General features: G+C 46.6%; 12 protein-coding genes and 1 riboswitch. Of the genes, 6 read left to right on the top strand and 6 right to left on the bottom strand.

The genetic code is table 11. The features are described 5' to 3' along the window. Positions 1–70: 70 nt before the first annotated feature. The 5 genes from guaA to QNH15_RS01940 form a co-directional block, all read right to left on the bottom strand. Complete coding sequence (gene guaA, locus QNH15_RS01960) at positions 71–1,609, bottom strand: glutamine-hydrolyzing GMP synthase (protein ID WP_283892169.1); 1,539 nt, start codon at positions 1,607–1,609, stop codon at positions 71–73. A 134-nt stretch (positions 1,610–1,743) separates the two neighbouring features. Beyond that, positions 1,744–1,845, bottom strand: a riboswitch (purine riboswitch). 41 nt (positions 1,846–1,886) lie between these two features. Beyond that, positions 1,887–4,073 (bottom strand): DUF4129 domain-containing transglutaminase family protein, encoded by a 2,187-nt coding sequence (locus tag QNH15_RS01955; RefSeq protein WP_283892167.1) that lies wholly within the window; start codon positions 4,071–4,073, stop codon positions 1,887–1,889. Beyond that, positions 4,060–5,331, bottom strand: a complete 1,272-nt coding sequence (locus QNH15_RS01950; RefSeq protein WP_283892165.1) for a DUF58 domain-containing protein — start codon at positions 5,329–5,331, stop codon at positions 4,060–4,062. Before QNH15_RS01950 ends, QNH15_RS01955 begins: the two co-directional genes overlap by 14 nt. Continuing rightward, positions 5,328–6,305: an AAA family ATPase gene (locus QNH15_RS01945; protein ID WP_283892164.1), complete on the bottom strand. Its 978-nt coding sequence runs from the start codon at positions 6,303–6,305 to the stop codon at positions 5,328–5,330. Before QNH15_RS01945 ends, QNH15_RS01950 begins: the two co-directional genes overlap by 4 nt. 250 nt (positions 6,306–6,555) lie before the next feature. Continuing rightward, positions 6,556–6,801 (bottom strand): phage holin family protein, encoded by a 246-nt coding sequence (locus QNH15_RS01940; protein WP_283892163.1) that lies wholly within the window; start codon positions 6,799–6,801, stop codon positions 6,556–6,558. A 217-nt stretch (positions 6,802–7,018) separates the two neighbouring features. Between QNH15_RS01940 and QNH15_RS01935 the strand changes: the two genes are divergently transcribed. Further along, entirely contained in the window at positions 7,019–7,918 is a 900-nt protein-coding gene (locus tag QNH15_RS01935) for a DMT family transporter (protein WP_283892162.1), read from the top strand. Here QNH15_RS01935 and QNH15_RS01930 read toward each other — a convergent pair. Continuing rightward, positions 7,884–9,704, bottom strand: a complete 1,821-nt coding sequence (locus QNH15_RS01930) for an IS1182 family transposase (RefSeq protein WP_283892160.1) — start codon at positions 9,702–9,704, stop codon at positions 7,884–7,886. The genes QNH15_RS01935 and QNH15_RS01930 overlap by 35 nt on opposite strands. 320 nt (positions 9,705–10,024) lie before the next feature. On the opposite strand from QNH15_RS01930, the gene QNH15_RS01925 reads away from it, so the two are divergent. From QNH15_RS01925 to QNH15_RS01905, 5 genes are all read left to right on the top strand, one after another. Then, entirely contained in the window at positions 10,025–11,821 is a 1,797-nt protein-coding gene (locus QNH15_RS01925) for a sensor histidine kinase (RefSeq protein ID WP_283892159.1), read from the top strand. Next, positions 11,802–12,947, top strand: a complete 1,146-nt coding sequence (locus QNH15_RS01920; RefSeq protein ID WP_283892158.1) for a response regulator — start codon at positions 11,802–11,804, stop codon at positions 12,945–12,947. The genes QNH15_RS01925 and QNH15_RS01920 overlap by 20 nt, the downstream gene beginning before the upstream one ends. A 1-nt stretch (position 12,948) precedes the next feature. Beyond that, the gene (locus QNH15_RS01915; RefSeq protein ID WP_283892157.1) at positions 12,949–14,229 is read left to right on the top strand and encodes an ABC transporter substrate-binding protein; all 1,281 of its coding nucleotides are present in this window, start codon (positions 12,949–12,951) and stop codon (positions 14,227–14,229) included. A gap of 194 nt (positions 14,230–14,423) precedes the next feature. Beyond that, on the top strand, positions 14,424–15,881 hold the full coding sequence (locus tag QNH15_RS01910) for a glycoside hydrolase family 68 protein (protein WP_283892156.1): 1,458 nt from the start codon (positions 14,424–14,426) through the stop codon (positions 15,879–15,881). 73 nt (positions 15,882–15,954) lie between these two features. Further along, positions 15,955–17,508 (top strand): glycoside hydrolase family 32 protein, encoded by a 1,554-nt coding sequence (locus QNH15_RS01905; RefSeq protein ID WP_283892155.1) that lies wholly within the window; start codon positions 15,955–15,957, stop codon positions 17,506–17,508. The last annotated feature ends 38 nt before the right edge of the window (positions 17,509–17,546 follow it).

The raw sequence follows: 17,546 nt of genomic DNA, 5'->3' as shown, positions 1-17,546 counted from the left end.
TGCTACACGTTTCGTCAATCTATTTCCGAATATTTTTCTGGTAAGATTATCTAACGTTCGTATTTTGCTGTTATTCCCACTCGATTGTTGCCGGTGGCTTGGACGTAATGTCATACACCACGCGGTTGATGTGGTCTACTTCGTTCACAATGCGTGTGGAAATTTTCTCTAGCACTTCATACGGAATACGGGCCCAATCGGACGTCATTCCGTCAACGGATGTAACGGCACGGATACCGATCGTGTAATCGTACGTTCTCATATCACCCATAACGCCTACGCTGCGAATGTCCGGAAGAACGGTAAAGTACTGCCATACATCACGCTCAAGACCTGCTTTGGCGATCTCGTCACGCAAAATAAAATCGGATTCACGCACGATTTCAAGCTTCTCATCCGTAATTTCACCAAGAACACGGATGCCAAGACCAGGTCCTGGGAATGGCTGGCGCCAAACAATGGCGTCAGGAATTCCAAGCTCTGTTCCTACTTTGCGGACTTCGTCTTTAAAGAGGGTATTCAATGGTTCAATCAATGTAAATTGCATATCTTCAGGAAGCCCGCCAACATTGTGGTGAGACTTGATCGTTTGTGCTGTAGCCGTTCCGCTTTCCACGATATCGGTATAAAGCGTTCCTTGGGCAAGATAGTCCACACCTTTAAGTTTGCTTGCTTCTTCATCAAACACATAAATGAATTCATTACCAATGATTTTACGTTTTTTCTCAGGGTCGGAAACACCTTTCAGTTTGCCCAGGAAACGGTCCTTGGCATCGACCTTGATGACGTTCATGTGGAAACCTTCACTGAACGTTTTCATAACACTATCCGCTTCCCCTTTTCGAAGGAGACCGTGGTCCACAAAAATACACGTCAGCTGGTCACCGATTGCTTTATGAATCAACACGGCAACAACGGAAGAATCCACACCGCCGGAAAGCGCACAAAGAACACGCTTGTCGCCGACAATATCGCGGATTTTTTGAAGCTCGTCCTCAATCCAGTTTTCCATCGTCCAGTTACCTTCGCACTCACAGATCGAGAAGATGAAGTTGCGGAGCAGTTCGTTGCCGTATTCGCTGTGGCGCACTTCCGGGTGGAACTGCACGCCATACAAATGGCGGGAAACATCGCTCATCCCGGCAACCGGGCAAGAAACGCTTGTTACATCAGTAACGAATCCTTGCGGTGGCGCAAGAACAAGGTCACTGTGGCTCATCCAAACGACCTGCTGTTCCGGAAGGTCCTGATACAGTTTGGACTGGTTCACAATCGTAATTTCTGCTTTTCCGTACTCACGGTGATTGGCGCGTTCAACTTTTCCGCCAAAGTGGTGGCTCATCAGCTGCATGCCGTAGCAAATTCCGAGTACCGGAATTCCCAGGTCAAAAATCGCTTCATCCGCGGAAGGCGAGTTTTCTGCATAAACGCTGTTCGGTCCGCCGGAGAAAATGATTCCCTTCGGATTCAGCTTTTTGATTTCCTCTGCAGTGGTCGTGTGCGGAAGCAGTTCGCTGTATACGCCAAGATCACGAATACGTCTTGCGATCAGCTGATTGTATTGGCCTCCAAAATCTAAAACGACAATCATCTCATTGGCTAAATTCATTCTGTCACCCCATCTATTGATCTTTCCGTAGTATTTGCAATATTTACCCCCGTATATCCTTTTGCCTATAAAAAAACCGGAATCCCGACTCTGTTTTTTCAACAAAAAAAACAAAGGCAGAATTCCGGCTTATACATCAAGAACCCTGCCTTCATAGTCAGGCCATTTACGGCGGCCCGGTAGAGACTCTCGATCCTTATTATCGAGGATATACGAAGGTGAATCATATATACGGCATAATATCTTAAGCACATTCTAACAATGGCTTGTCAGGCGGTCAACCCCGCAGCCTTTTAATTAAATTTTCCCACAATTTGCGGTTCGTATCGTTCCAGTAATCCGTGCTGTCCCGTCTTCCGTATTGCAGCGATTCATACGCAGATGTCAGGACTTTCATATCTTTCGTATCAAGAGAACGGTCAACATAGGCGGCATATTCCCTCAATGTGAAGGCCGGGTCGCGCTTTAAACCGTACAGCTGAGTCAGATACAAAAGACGGTGGTACGCTTTTGCGAAGGTACCCGTGCCTTTTTGCCGGCGGAACTTCCAGATGTAATATTGGCGCAGCCATTTTTTACGGAATAAAACGACGATCAGTACAGCGGCCAACACAAGGAACAGCGTCACAAAACCGGCGATGTTCACACCGGAATCGCTTTTCTTTGCCGCTTTATCCGAACCCTGCTCTTTTTGTTCCGGTTTCATCTCGTTCTTTTTCTTGTCTTTTGAAACTTCAGGAGCAGCAGGAGCGGCAGCGCTTTGAATTTCCTCTTCAAAAGAACTCGGGTTGGAAAAACCGCGTGTCGGTTCAAATGGGACCCAGCCTACTCCTGAAAAATATACTTCCGGCCAGGAGTGGGCATTGGCATTGGTGATTTTGTAGGTTTTGTATTCTTTATTCGTTTCCTGGTATTCACCGTACGTAAATCCTTTCACCCAGCGGGCCGGAATGCCGACTGACCGCAGCATTACCACCATGGCAGAAGAAAAGTTATCACAGTACCCCTTTTGCGCCTTGAACAAAAATTGGTCCACATAATCCTCATTCTTTTCCGGCGCCCGCACATTGACCGTATCATAGCCAAAGTTGTTGAGAGCAAAATAGTTTTCCACGGTTTTAGCTTTATCGTACGGATTATCCAGTTTACCGGTCACCTTGGCGGCAAGCTGCTTTACACGTTTTGGCAGTTCAGCCGGCAGCTGGAGGTAAAGGCCGGAAACATATCTCGGGTAATCTCCCCCGCTTTCGCGCAGCCTTTTTTCATCATACTGCGGCAGTTCATAATCCATCTTATAGCTTTTCAGTTCGGTCGAACGGTTCTGGCTGAACGTATTGATTTTTCCGGTTTGGGGATGCATCAGAAAATTCACATCTTCCCTTGCACGGAGCGAAGTAATCACCCCGGGGGAAACAATAAACGGATACCGTTTGGTCATTTTAATGGAGGCTTTTTGCTTTTCCATTTCCGCCCCGCCCGGTTCAATCAGGTTAGAGCCCAATGCATTGTATTCCACATGGTCCCGGTTCAGAAACAACGGTTCATCCCGCTCAGAGCTCTCCCACCCTTTTCCGGTATACGTATCCTTCGTCTCCACCCGCCAATAATGGCGCTCTTTCACCTTTGCCGTAAACACTTCATCATAATTAAACTTGAATGGACCGCCGAGCCGGCTGTCATTGGTGCCGTAGCCGATGCGGCCAAACGAGTTGCCATTTCCCGGAATATCCTCATCCGAGTTGTTCAATGCAGAAAGAAATGGTACAGGATCCGGCCATTGCGGAGACGCTTTTGGAGCGAGCAGCCCCAATGTGGACGACAGAGCGATCACTATCGTCAGCGGCACCATCCACATCACCGGAAACCGGCCTTTCATCAGGGAAAAGCCTTCTTTCTCCACAATCTTCATGATCCGGAGAATACCGACGAGAATGAGTCCGATAAATACGGTCCGGACAATCGCCACCTTCGCATCATACGGAGTGAACGTATCAAGAACGGTAATGTAAAAAACGGTCATGAACAAAAACAAAAAAATCCGCTTTGTCTGCATGAGCCAGTAATTCATCAGATAGCTTACAAGCCAAAGCAAAACGAGGAACAGCAGTGACCGGGTGATCGAGGACAATTCGGTCCAGCTCCGGCTCCAGATCATCGCCATGTTGGCCTGGATATCTCCCAGCAGATGTGGAACCCATTGAAAGGAAAGAAACAGATCCGGATAGTAGAGGGAATGAAGTGCATACAAAAGGGCAACGAATTTAATGGGAAATGAGATCCACAACGGCAATTGAAAATAGGTGATCAAAAACAAAAACGCCGTAAACACCACAAAGACGTGGGTGTCTTCAGTTGATGAAATCTGGTTCAGCGGCCGGAGCCACTCCCACAGCAGCATGAAACCCAGAAAATAAAGCACAAGAGAATAAAGCGCCGACGGCCGTTTTTCTTTAAATGCTTGCACGATTTGCACCTGCCTTTAACGCCTCATTGAAATAAGGCCCATAAATGGCTGTGGTCGGAATTAAACCATTGTTTAACCGGTGAATATAGGTTAATTCCTGCGGATGAAGTCTGTCATTCGGTGACATGTAAAAGAAAATCACATTCGCCTGGCGGGCCGAAACCAATTCCAGTGTCTTCATCATCACATCATCCAGCAGCGGGGAAATGACCACAACCGTCCGGCTCTCCAGCCGGCCTTCCTTAAACTCGCGCCGGAGCCATTCGTAAAAAGGCTCCTGAAGACGGGGCTGGATCCCTGCCAGCTCATGAAAAATCCGCCATTCATGGTCAGTACCGGTATTCATCGGCACCCTCTGCTTGCTGCGGCTGCTGTGAAGGCCGAGTGATGCTCCTTTTTGCACCGAATAATGGGTGATGGAGGCAGTAAACGACACCGCCTTTTCAAATAGAGAGTCGTTATTTTTATAGCTCGGCGCGGACTGGTCGAGCACGATGACATAATCGTTGTTGCGCTGGTGTTCAAACACTTTTGTGACCAATTTATTGGAGCGTGCGCTTGCCTTCCAATGCAGCCAGGACAGACGGTCACCTTGCACATAATCCCTGATGCTCACGCTTGACGTATAATCGGTCATTGAATTTCTCCCTGACTTTTGAACCCCGTTTTGGAGGTGTTTATCCATCTCCAGGTGCTCAATTTCCTGGTAGCGCGGATAGATAAAAACCCGGTCGCTAAGATGGACCTTGATTTCCTTTTGAACAAAACCGAAAACATCCCCGGTCCGAAGCGAAATGCTGTTCAGCTCAAATATGCCTCTTGGTACCGGCTTAATTCGGTATAGATAGACCAGCTTCTTTTTAAACAACGGAAAAAACAGCACGCGGGAATGAATCTGGTCCTCCTCCCCGTCATGCAGGGCTTCATTATATAAAGGGGCGGGAATTTCATCATGAATGATCAGATAGAACAACGGAAATGGCGTCTTGCGTTTCAGTTCAATCGTGACCACCAGTTCCTCACCCGCCATCATAAGATCTTTATTCAGTGTCCGGGTGATTTCAATTTTATGAAGCGGATAGAATACCATGGTAATGGTATACGCCACAAACGGAAGCATGCTGTAAAACAGAAACCAGCTTACAAATCCTCCCTGGAACATGGCGTATGAAAAAAGCAGTCCAAGCAGGATCATGATGCCGGTCAGGCCAAGTAGAGTCTTGTACTTGCTGCCCAGTTTCCATGTTAATCGTTTCATCTGGCATGCTGACCTTTCTGAATCGGTACAGGAACACGGTTTAAGAGTTCCATAACCACAGACTCTGCTGACTCCCCTTCAAACCGCGCTTCCGGTTTTAAAAGGATCCGGTGGGTCAGTACGTATGGTGCAAGATATTTCACATCGTCCGGCACCACAAAATCGCGGTCCATAATAAACGCCAGCGCCTGGGAAGCCTTCATTAGCGCAAGCGATCCGCGCGGGCTTGCTCCGAGGTAAATGGAGCGGTGGTTCCGTGTACGATTGACCAGATCAATAATGTATTTTTTAACGGTGTCGTCCACATAAACTTCCGTTACTTTTTGTTTCATCTCCTGCAGCTGCCCGGATGTAACAACGGGCTTCAGGTTATCAATGGGATGGTCATGAATCATCAGGTTGAGTATGGACATTTCTTCGTCTGGAGTGGGGTAGCCCATGTTGAGCTTCAGGAGAAAACGGTCCAATTGGGCTTCAGGAAGCGGATAGGTTCCTTCATATTCAATCGGGTTCTGAGTAGCCATCACAAAGAAAGGGTTGGGAAGGATATGAGTGTGGCCATCGATCGTTATGCTTTTTTCTTCCATGGACTCAAGCAGGGCGGACTGTGTCTTTGGTGAGGTACGGTTGATTTCATCGGCCAGAACCACATTGCCCATCAACGGGCCGGGCCGGAATTCAAAATTCATTTCTTTTTGATTAAAGATGGAAACACCAGTAATATCAGAAGGCAACAGATCCGGGGTAAACTGAATCCGGTTAAACTGCAGGCCGAGGGATTTCGCGATCGCACGCACCATCATCGTCTTACCAACACCCGGTACGTCTTCGAGCAGCACATGCCCGCCGGCAAGCAGGGCAACAAGGCTCAACTCGGAAATCTGCTTCTTTCCTACAATTACGTGCTCTATATTCTTAATTACCGCATCAAGTTCAGAACGATAACTGTCATACCTGGCTTTGTTTACACTCATTAGAATCCCCCTTCATAATCGGCTACTGGCGGGCATACCATACTTTGGATATTCCCGTACTTTCAGCCTTATAACCCTCATCCCCCAAATTCTGTCTAGGCGATAGTACCTATAGTATTAAATTCGGAAACCCTCGCCTCTTCTCCTTGTTTCGGCAAAAATTTTACAAAGGCGCTGAAGCCGGAAGCTGCCCACAACATAAAAAAGCCGCTGGGAAATCCCCGGCGACTTATGTGCGGTTTCGTGAATGTTATTTTTTAGCCGATGACTCTATAAAATATTTTACACCGGCGACTGTTCCAATGCCAAGTAATGCGTACTTTAACCCAACCAATGTAGTTTGCGGCGATACGCCCGATTCCCAGAAGGAATACAGCACGCCAAGCACAATCGCCACAATCGGAATATAGCGGTTTGATACCCTGGATGTCTGACGGATGGCATACAAAATGACGGCTAACCCAACATACGGAGCAAAATCATTGATAATGTCCATTCTTAGCCCTCCTTATTGATGCGTTGCTATTTGTATTAATGTATGTCGGATAACTTCACGGCAGAACAGAACGGTCCTGTTCTAATTCTGTCGATATCCACAAAAAGCTGTAGATATTTCTCGGGAAATGTTGAAGGCCATCGAGATAGAGCATTTAACTTGTGATTTATTTTGATAGGCGTAATATGTTTTAGGTATAGGTCAAGGAGGCACAACGATGAAACAACTTTCACGAGCACAAACCGCCTTTCTGCTTACATTCCTTGTGATTTTATGGGGGATCAATTGGCCGTTATCCAAAATGGCTCTTAACTACACACCCCCATTATTATTTGCAGGAATCAGAACGATTTTGGGCGGTCTTATCTTACTTCTTTTCGCACTTCCACGGTTGAAGAAGCTTCGTTTTAAAGAAACATGGCACTTTTATTTCATTTCCGCTTTTTTTAACATCATCCTTTTTTACGGACTTCAGACGTTAGGCCTCGGGTACGCCCCGGCAGGTTTATTCTCCGCCATAGTTTTCGTTGAGCCTGTGCTGCTTGGGATCTTCTGCTGGATTTGGCTTGGGGAATCGATGTACGGTTTAAAAATTATCGGGTTATTTCTCGGATTTGCAGGTGTGGCGATCATCAGCGCCAGCGGATTTACAGGAGACATTTCCGCAATCGGCATTATACTCGCGCTTGGCTCCGCCATCGGCTGGGGACTTGGTACCGTTTATGTGAAGAAGACCGGTGACCGGGTGGATGCTATCTGGATGGTTACCATACAGTTGCTTATCGGGGGAATCTTCCTGTTAGGCGCGGGCACCGGGTTTGAAAGTTGGTCAATGATCAAATGGGAGACTCCATTTATCGTGAATCTACTCTTCATTTCTACCTTTGTGATTGCTTTTGGCTGGCTCGCTTTCTTTACGCTGGTCGGTTCTGGCGAGGCGAGCAAAGTTGGATCCTTTACCTTCCTGATCCCGCTCATTGCCATCCTTTGCAGTTCGTTTTTGCTGCATGAAAGCATTACCCTGAATTTGGTCGTAGGGTTGTTGTTTATCGTAGTCAGTATCATGTTTGTAAATATGAAGCTTAAATCGAAGTCGATACCCGATTCGAGTGTTTAATACTACTAGAAGGGGCTGTCCAATAAGTCCCTAAAATGAAAGCAGGACGGAAAAACGATAAGTTTTTCCGTCCTGCTTTTTTTGGTTGTTCTTTTTTCCTGAAAGTAGTCAGGCGAATGCCTGCTACTTTCAGGAGGTTGTGGGCCAATGCCACGATTCCAAACTCTACATGTACCTTGTCCAGTCCCCGCAACGACCACCTGCGGAACGACCGATTGCCCTTGATGTGGCCAAAGACGCTTTCCACTTCGACTTTACGTCGGGCATAGATCGCGGCTTTTTCCTCACATTCAAGGGCTGCTTTTGCTTTGGCCTTCATTTCTTCATAGATCGTGTTCCAATGCACCTGGCGGTTCCCTTTCGCTTTGGTGCACTTGGTTTTAAACGGGCAATCCGTACAATCTTCGCATTCATAAATCTTGAAACTTTGTTCCAGACCGGATCGGTTCTTTTTCTTCAGATATTTCTTAAACGGTACCCTTCTGCCATTGGGACAGATAAACCAATCATCGAGTTCCTCATATACCCAGTTCTTTGCGTTTTTGATCTCGTTTTTATAGCTTCGGGTTTGTTCCTTCAAATAGCTTCCATAGGGAATCAGAAAATCAAATCGCGGTTCTGTTTCTTCTCCGACCGCAAACAAATAGTTCTCTTCGCTGCCATAACCGGCATCCGCAATCACGGTTTTCGGCATCGGTAAAGAAGACGCGGCCAGTTTCTCAAAATGAGGAATGAAACACCGCGTATCTGTCGGGCGTTGATGAAGGGAATAAAACAAAACAAATTGGTTCTCGGTCGCCATCTGTACATTGTAGCCGGGTTTCAACTGGCCGTTCTTCATGTGGTCTTCTTTCATGCGCATAAAGGTGGCGTCGGTATCGGTTTTGGAGTAACTGTTCCGGTCTCCAAACCGTTCGTTCTGTTCCTTATATTTGGCTAAACGAGGCAAGAAATCGTGACGAATAAGCTTCAAGGGTTTTTTGTAGATACTGCGCTTCTTACGCATCTCTTTGCGTTTTTCGGTATTCGTTTCCTTCTCGATCGCATCCGTCAGGGACGTGACTTCTTCATCGAGAATCGTTGCGGCTTCTTCTAATGGAAGGGAGAGCTCATCGCTGGTTTCATCCCCTTCTGGCAACGCTTCTAATTCAGTGAGGCGGTTGATGTGGTGCAGTGTTTCTTGAATTTTCTCTTTCAACTTCGCTTCATGTTTCACGGTGGATTTTTTCCACACGAAAGAATACTTATTGGCATCGGCTTCGATCTTTGTACCATCCAAAAAGTAGTGATCCATCGTAATATACTCGTCCTGGATGAGTTGCCTGATCATGGTTTCAAACAGTTCATCCATCAAGGCTTTCATCCGTTGGCCGCGAAAGTCGTTCAACGTTCGGAAATCGGGCTTCTGCATGGCTGCGAGCCACATGGCCGGAAGATTTTCCTGAAGCAGCTTTTCAATTCCGCGACACGAATAGACCTTCTGTGAATACCCATAGAGGAGGACTTTCACCATCATTTTTGGGTGATATGAGCTCCGTCCACCGCCGGAGTAATAAGAAAATAGCCGGTCATCAGGAATGCCCTCCACCATCTCATCAATTACACGTGCCACATGGTGGGCTGGAATCCATTCCTGCAGATCAAAGATCATTTGAACTTGTTGGTTATCGTACGGTTTGAAGGTGGGAGCTAATTTTCGTTTAGTAGAAGAACTTTCTTGGATTCCCCCTAGAGGAAGGCTCGTTTGCGTGGTATAATTTTCAGTAGTAATCGTAAGATTGCGCATAAAAAATCGTCCTTTCTTTTCGTGAAAATGTTGGTGTGGTAACTTTCATTTTACTAAAGAGGACGATTTTTTTGTGTACTTTTTATAGTATTTTAAAAAAAGGCTGCCAGAAAGTCAGTTTACACTGACTTTCTGGACAGCCCCTTCTTTGTTTTTCTAACCACCCTTTTTTGTGCATCAGTCACCAATATAATTAGAGAATCGTTGATTTATAAAATGGGTAAATTATGTATCAGCGTAAATCTTTTCAAAGTAACGAAGTATATGTTGGACATACATACAGAAAACAAACCCCGCCTTTATATGAAAGGAGGGCACGCATGAAGACCATTCGGGGCCGCCTGCTGCTGATGCTCGTTCTTTTTATTCTTATTCCTTATTTCTTAACGGTTGTTATCCTCTATGGTGTAACTAAAAATAGCGTAGAGAAGCACGAATTGGAAAACAGCCGGGCGCAAATGCAGAAAAACGCGGAGGAACTTCAGCAGTACTTTGGTGATCTGGTGGACCTGCCGTATATCCTGTACCGCAATCCTGATTTGTTCCGGATTTTTCAGCATGGATTCAAGGATTCCATCTACCTGGATCAGTCTTCCATGGAAAAAAGCCTGGAGACCTTTTATCTGATGCGAAAGGAAATCCGCCAGCTCCGTTTTTACATCGCCAGGGATCAGGAGTCGTTCACCGTTTACAATGCGATTGTCAGCACACGGAAACACAAGCCGGACGTCCTTAGGGAAAAGCCTGTTCAACACCTGCTTCACTCGAAGCAAAAGTACATCATTAAACCGCCACATCCATTGAGAAACTACAATAATGTAGCCATTGTTCCACAATCCGATAATACAAGCGTGCTGACGATTCACCATAAGATCACAGATATCCTGTCAGGTCAGTTCCTTGGCATCATGACGATGGACATCAACCTTAGCACCTATTCCAGCATCATTGAAAAAGTAGAACAGAAAAACGGCGCTTCTGTTCTGTTGATTGATAAATACAATCACGTGATGTACGGAAGCGATCGGTCCCTCATCGGCAAGGAGGTTCCTGCTTCTTTACAAAGAAAGATGGATGCTCCTAAATCGCAGGAGAACATCGTCTTTTCCCAAACCCTGTCAGGGCCGCTCGATGGATGGAAGCTTGTGAAGATTACCCCTAGTGATGTCTTGTTTTCCAACGTAAGGAAAACAGCCTACACCAACATTTTAATCGGCCTTGGTGTGGGACTACTCGGACTTTTAATGATCGGCTTCATTTCCTACCGGATCACCCGTCCGATCCAGGAGCTTAGCGACAAAGTCCGGTCCATTGAAGGCGGAAAGATGAATGTCTCCTTCAATACGAGCAGAAAAGACGAGATCGGCCACCTGGAGACCCACATTCAGGAAATGATGCACCGGATCAATCATCACATCGACCGTGAATATAAGCTTGAAATCGAAAACCGGAAAAACCAGCTCAGGGCGCTAAAATCCCAGGTGAATCCGCATTTTCTCTTTAATGCCCTCCAATCGATCGGAGCCGTTGCCCTCCGGTCCAAGGCACCAAGAGTCTATCAGCTGCTGACGTCTCTCTCGAAAATGATGAGATACTCCATTCAGGCAAACCAGTGGGTGATGATGAAGGACGAAATAGCCTATATCAGAGCCTACCTTATCCTGCAGCAAGAACGGTTTGGCCGCTCGTTAAATTATTCGATCGAGCTCAGTGATCAGATCATGCAACTGACCATTCCCAGCATGATTGTTCAGCCGCTCGTGGAAAACTTTTTTAAACACGGGTATGAAAAAACGCATCAGGCCCATTTGTTCATTTACGGAACGCTTGAACAAGAGTATTTATACCTCTTTGTGGAAAACAACGGCCCCCCCCTGAGGGATGAAGCCCTTCAGGAGTTAAGGAAGAACATTTACGCCTCCACCGTTGACGGAGATTTTCCAAATGAACATATCGGGCTAAAAAATATATACGACCGGCTCCTGTTAAATTACGGGCCAAACGCAAGCCTTGAGATTGATACATTACATGGAAAAGGATTCTCTGTGAAACTATCGATCCCCCTGTCAGAACCAACCGATGGAAAGGAGGATGGCCATGAAAGTTTTAATCGCTGATGATGAATTTAATGTACGGGACGTGATCCGACACCTGGGACAATGGGACGCAAATGGAGTGACTCAAATATTGGAAGCAAGCAATGGAGATGATGCCCGGCAGATCATTGAGACAGCTGAGCCGGAACTTATTTTTACCGACATCAAAATGCCCGGCATGAACGGGATTGAACTCATTGAATGGCTGAACAGCATATCCTATCCCGGAAAAGTAGTGATGATTACCGGGTATGACGATTATGCGTTTATGCGAAAAGCCATCCAGAACAACAGCTTCGATTATTTGCTGAAGCCGATTGAGGAAGAGGCTTTTAACGCTACTCTTGAAAAGGCGGCCAACGCATGGAAAGAAGAACAACAGAATCTTCTTTTCACTGAAGATGCCAAACGGCTCCGGCTGAACCAGGTGATCACAGCAGCGTGTCAAGGTGAACCGGCCGAACTGGAATTGGTTGCACTCTACCTTCCCGAAGCGGAAACCTATGAGGTGACTCTTCTTTCTTTCTATCAGATGCATCAGCCTGACGCTCATCTTGATGATCTGGCTGATCACCTTTTGGAACACTGGCTCGGGTATGCCTTCAAGCTTCAGCATCAGCACAACTCCGGATTGGTGGTCACAGCGCGCGGAGAGTGGCTCGCGGCGGAGGAATGGCTCGTTCATCACCTGGACATACCCGTCCGGCTGGTAAGCGGGATCATCGAATCCTTGGACCACCTCCCCCTCCTTTTCCCCAAACTGCAAAAAGAAATGGAGGAACAGAATTTCCGGTCCATCCAGCGGCTGGATGATTTGGAAGCCGCCCGCCGCATGCAGGACATCATTTCCTATGTGGACCATTATTATATGGAAGACATTACATTGGAGAAGCTCGCAAACCGCTTCTTTTTCAGCCGCGAACATATCTCAAGAAAGTTTAAGCAGGAAACCGGCATGCCCCTGTCCAAGTACCTGGCCCGGTTAAAAACGGATCAGGCTAAATATTGGCTGCGGGAAACAGACGAAAGCATCTTCTCCATTTCCTCGATGCTAGGGTACCAGGACGAAAAGTACTTTTCCAAACTGTTCAAAAAGGTTGTCGGTGTGACGCCGTTCGAATACCGGAACAGCGAAAGACAGGAGTAGAATGATGAGAAAACTTCCTTTGATCCTGTTAACCGGAGTGATCAGCCTTTCGCTCACGGGTTGCCAAAACCCTGACGACAGGGAAACGAAAAAGCCAACACCCTCAAAGCCGGACGTCACCTTGACGATCCGAAATCCGAAGGTGGAAATTTCCACGCAGTTCGAGCAAATGGCCAAGACCTATGAAAAGAAAAATCCCCATGTGCACATCGTGATTCATACGGTGGGCGGTGCAGCGGATACCTTATCTGATTTGAAAGCAGAGATGGCCAGCGGCAAAGCGCCTGACATTTTTACCAACACTGGATTCGAAAATGCAAAGCTGTGGAGAAAGTACCTGGTGGATTTATCTGATCAGCCCTGGGTAAAAGATGCCTACGGTGATGCTTTGAACCCCATCAAATTGAACGGAAAAATCTACGGAATGCCGATGAATCTCGAAGGCTACGGACTGATTTACAATAAAGAGTTATTCCGCAAAGCCGGCATTACCCGTGAGCCCGGAACATTGAGTGAATTAACCGCCGCCGCCCAAAAATTGAAAAAAGCGGGCATTACCCCGTTTGCGACCGGTTATTATGAAGACTGGAAGCTGGGTGTCCACCTGTTGAATATCGCGTTTGCCATGCAAAAAGACCCGGCAACTTTTATCCAACGTTTGAATAATGGAACCGCACGCATTGACCACAATCCAACATTTAATGATGTGCTGGATTTCCTGGACCTGACCTTGAAATATGGTACGGCAAACCCTTTGACCACCGACTATACGGCGGAAGTAAACAGTTTCGCCAATGGGAAAGCGGCCATTATCCTTCAGGGAAACTGGATTCAGCCCATGATCAATGAACTGGCACCCGGTATGAAGCTCGGACTGATGCCCGTCCCGATTAATGAAGAACCTTCCAGTGAGTCAATCGTGGTGAGTGTTCCAAACTATTGGGTGGTAAACAAACAGGCCTCGCCCGAAGAGAAAAAGGAAGCCAAAAAGTTCTTGAATTGGATGGTTTCATCCTCCAAGGGGAAAGCCTTTATGACGGAAAAGTTTAAGTTTATTCCTGCCTTTAAAACGATTAAGCCTGCAAATCCCGGTCCACTGGCTGCCGAGATCATGCAGCACTATAAGGAAGGAAAAACCCTCTCTTCCAACTGGTTTCATTTCCCTGTCGGCGTACGGGATGAATTTGGCGCCGCCATGAAAATGTATGTAGGAAAAAAGCTGACCCGGGAACAGCTGCTTCGTGAATTCCAGAAATCCTGGGAACGTTCGATATCGCAATAAATGCTTTAAGCCTCCAAAAGGGGCTTTTTTTGATGCCCCTGTTTTTCTATATCAATATAAGACGAAATCCGTATCAATATGTGCCATATCCAAGCCTGACGCCCCTGTCCTATAATTCAATGTGTAATAAACAAGGTTCACCTGCCGCACGGTTATGACAGGTTTACCGCAAAAACACTATAGGAGGAAACAAAATGAGATTTCAAAAGCTGGCCGTAAAGGCTTCAGCCGTATCGTTGAGCGCCGCTATCCTTTTTGGAGCAGGCGGGCCAGAGGCTTTCGCAGAAACCGCAACAAAAGACTACAAAGAGACGTACGGAACGTCTCAGATTACCCGCTCTGACATGAAAGACATGATCTCCCAGCATGGTGATGCCAAGTTTGAAGTTCCAAATTTCGATGCATCCACCATCAAGAATATCCCCTCTGCCAAGAAGTATGACAAAGACGGCAACCTGATTAAAATGGATGTTTGGGATACTTGGCCGCTGCAGAACGCTGACGGAACGGTGGCGAATTACAAGGGCTACAACATCGTATTCGGGCTAGCCGGTGATCCAAAGAACGCCAATGATACGTTTATCTACATGTTCTATAAAAAAGCAGGCGACAATTCTATCGATGCCTGGAAAAATGCCGGCCGAGTGTTTGATGACAACGACAAGTACAAAGCGAACGATCCTTACTTAAAGTATCAATCCGAAGAATGGTCCGGCTCTGCCACCTTTACATCTGATGGCGAGATCCGCTTGTTCTATACCAATCGTGAGCCGTTCACACCCGAATCGAAGCATTACGGCAAACAAACGCTGACCACCGCACAAGTAAACGTGTCTGAAAAGGACAGCAGCACCTTGGACATTGATGGCGTGGAAGACTACAAGTCCATCTTCGAGGGCGGAGACAGCAAAATGTACCAAACGGTAGAAAAAGCATTTGGCGGCGGTGACTATAACGACAACCATACGCTAAGAGATCCGCATTATGTGGAAGACAATGGCCACAAATACCTTGTGTTTGAAGCCAATACCGGCACTGAAACCGGCTATCAGGGCGAAAATCAGCTTTACAACCAGGCCTATTACGGCAACAGCAATGCCTTCTTCCAGGATGAAAAGAACAAGCTGCTTCAAAGCCCGAAAAAGGATGCAGCCGAAAAAGCAAACGGCGCCATCGGAATCATTGAAATCAATAACGATTACACCTTGAAAAAGGTGATGAAACCACTCATCGTTTCCAACACCGTAACCGATGAAATTGAACGTGCCAACGTATTTGAAAAAGACGGCAAATGGTACCTCTTCACGAGCGCGCGAGGATCCAAGATGACGATTGACGGTATCGATAATAAAGACATTTACATGCTTGGCTATGTTGCCAACTCCCTGGACGGCCCGTTCAAGCCGTTGAACAAAACAGGAATCGTCCTTCACCAGGACCTTGATCCAAACGATATTACGTGGAACTACGCGCACTATGTTATCCCTCAAAAGAACAGTGACAATGCGGTCGTCACAAGCTATATGACCAACCGCGGATTCTTTGAAGACCACAAGTCCACGTTTGCGCCAAGCTTCAAGCTGAACATCAAAGGACCGCATACTTCGGTTGTCAAAGACAGCATCCTGAACCAGGGTCAACTGACGGATTAACCAACATTTAAAAGAAAATGCCCGTACCTCGGCATTTTCTTTTTTCATTTCATGGAAAGGTAGGTGAATGGATATGAAGGCCATAGATAATAAAAAACTGTTGTGGGTCGTTATCGCTCTCGTGGTACTCAGCCTTCTGGAATTTTATTCATTGATACATCAGCCAACCGACAAGCCGCCAAAGAAAAAGGAACATGCGCAATCCCGCAGGGCTGCGTACCATTTCACTGCACCGGACCATTGGAAAAACGATCCGCAGCGCCCAATCTACGTTAACGGAAAATATCACTATTACTATCTTTATAATAAGGACTATCCGAAAGGCAACGGAACCGAATGGCGGCATGCTGTATCTCAAGACCTCGTCCACTGGAAGGACGAAGGTGTGGCCATTCCAAAGTACACGAATGAGAATGGAGATCCGTGGTCCGGATCGGTAGTCATCGATAAGAAAAACAGTGCCGCCTTCGGCAAAAACGCCTGGATCGCTATCCTTACCCAGCCTTCAAAAGACGGCAGCAAGCAGGAACAGTTTCTCTGGTACAGCACGGACAACGGAAAAACCTTTAAATCTTACAGCGACAAACCGGTCATGACTAACCCTGGCACCAAGGATTTCCGCGATCCGAAAATCATCTGGGACACGCAGCACAACAAATGGGTCATGACGATAGCTGAAGGAAATAAAATCGGTTTTTACGAGTCAAGCAATCTAAAGGACTGGAAGTATACGAGCGGCTTTTCCACCGAGAATCTTGGTGTGCTTGAGTGTCCGGACCTTTATATGATGCGTGCTGATGACGGAACAATGAAATGGGTGCTTGGCGTCAGTGCCAACGGCTCCACTATTGGCGAACCGAACACATACGCCTACTGGACCGGCAGCTTTGACGGAAACACCTTTGCCCCCGATCAGGAAAAACCGCAATGGCTTGATCACGGCTTCGATTGGTACGGCGGCGTGACGTTTGAAGATGGTGCAGCGAGCGATCCATACGAAAAGCGCTATGCGTTTGCCTGGATGAACAACTGGGCGTATCCGCATAACACCCCAACCTTAAAAGAAGGCTTTAACGGCATGGATTCTGTCACCCGTGAGATCAAGCTTATATCCCGAGATGGCGGTGCCTACTATTTGGCCTCCCAGCCCGTGAAAGCATTGGAAGATTTAAAAGGTAAAACAAAAACCTATGAAAAGATTGAAGTGGACGGCTCTAAAGCACTGGATGTAAAAGCAGATATTTATCAACTCGAGACCGATATCACCTGGAAAGAGGCCAAGAATATTGGCCTGAGACTTCGTGAATCAGATGATAAGAAGCGTCACATCGATGTGGGAATTAATGCGGCAGATCAGTATTCTTATGTGAACCGGTCATTTACAGATCATCCCGATAAAGAAAACAAATTTTCCGAGAGCAAGGCACCCTTTGATGCAGCCAAGAAAAAGGTTCATCTGAAGGTAATCGTAGATAAAACGAGTATCGAAGTGTTTGTGGATGATGGGAAGGCGGTACATTCGAATCTGGTTTTTCCGAGATTTGAGGATGAAGGGATTTCGTTATTTTCTGATGATAGGAAAGCAACTTTCGACAACCTTAAAGTCAGTCATTTGAAAGGTAATTGATAAATCAAGCTACTTCCTTTTTTGGGAAGTAGCTTTTT

This window comes from Fictibacillus enclensis (genome assembly GCF_030123385.1).
Taxonomy (GTDB): Bacteria; Bacillota; Bacilli; order Bacillales; family Fictibacillaceae; genus Fictibacillus_C; species Fictibacillus_C enclensis.
Note: the sequence above shows the minus strand (reverse complement) of the source record. Positions and strands in the feature narration are given on the sequence as shown.

What these genes read in the sequence shown, in the direction of transcription:
- QNH15_RS01920 (WP_283892158.1), top strand. Translation starts at nt 11,802, where the DNA reads ATGAAAGTTTTAATCGCTGATGATGAATTTAATGTACGGGACGTGATC.
- QNH15_RS01905 (WP_283892155.1), top strand. Translation starts at nt 15,955, where the DNA reads ATGAAGGCCATAGATAATAAAAAACTGTTGTGGGTCGTTATCGCTCTC.
- QNH15_RS01945 (WP_283892164.1), bottom strand. Translation starts at nt 6,305, where the DNA reads ATGAGTGTAAACAAAGCCAGGTATGACAGTTATCGTTCTGAACTTGAT.
- guaA (WP_283892169.1), bottom strand. Translation starts at nt 1,609, where the DNA reads ATGAATTTAGCCAATGAGATGATTGTCGTTTTAGATTTTGGAGGCCAA.
- QNH15_RS01925 (WP_283892159.1), top strand. Translation starts at nt 10,025, where the DNA reads ATGAAGACCATTCGGGGCCGCCTGCTGCTGATGCTCGTTCTTTTTATT.
- QNH15_RS01910 (WP_283892156.1), top strand. Translation starts at nt 14,424, where the DNA reads ATGAGATTTCAAAAGCTGGCCGTAAAGGCTTCAGCCGTATCGTTGAGC.
- QNH15_RS01930 (WP_283892160.1), bottom strand. Translation starts at nt 9,704, where the DNA reads ATGCGCAATCTTACGATTACTACTGAAAATTATACCACGCAAACGAGC.
- QNH15_RS01940 (WP_283892163.1), bottom strand. Translation starts at nt 6,801, where the DNA reads ATGGACATTATCAATGATTTTGCTCCGTATGTTGGGTTAGCCGTCATT.
- QNH15_RS01950 (WP_283892165.1), bottom strand. Translation starts at nt 5,331, where the DNA reads ATGAAACGATTAACATGGAAACTGGGCAGCAAGTACAAGACTCTACTT.
- QNH15_RS01935 (WP_283892162.1), top strand. Translation starts at nt 7,019, where the DNA reads ATGAAACAACTTTCACGAGCACAAACCGCCTTTCTGCTTACATTCCTT.
- QNH15_RS01915 (WP_283892157.1), top strand. Translation starts at nt 12,949, where the DNA reads ATGATGAGAAAACTTCCTTTGATCCTGTTAACCGGAGTGATCAGCCTT.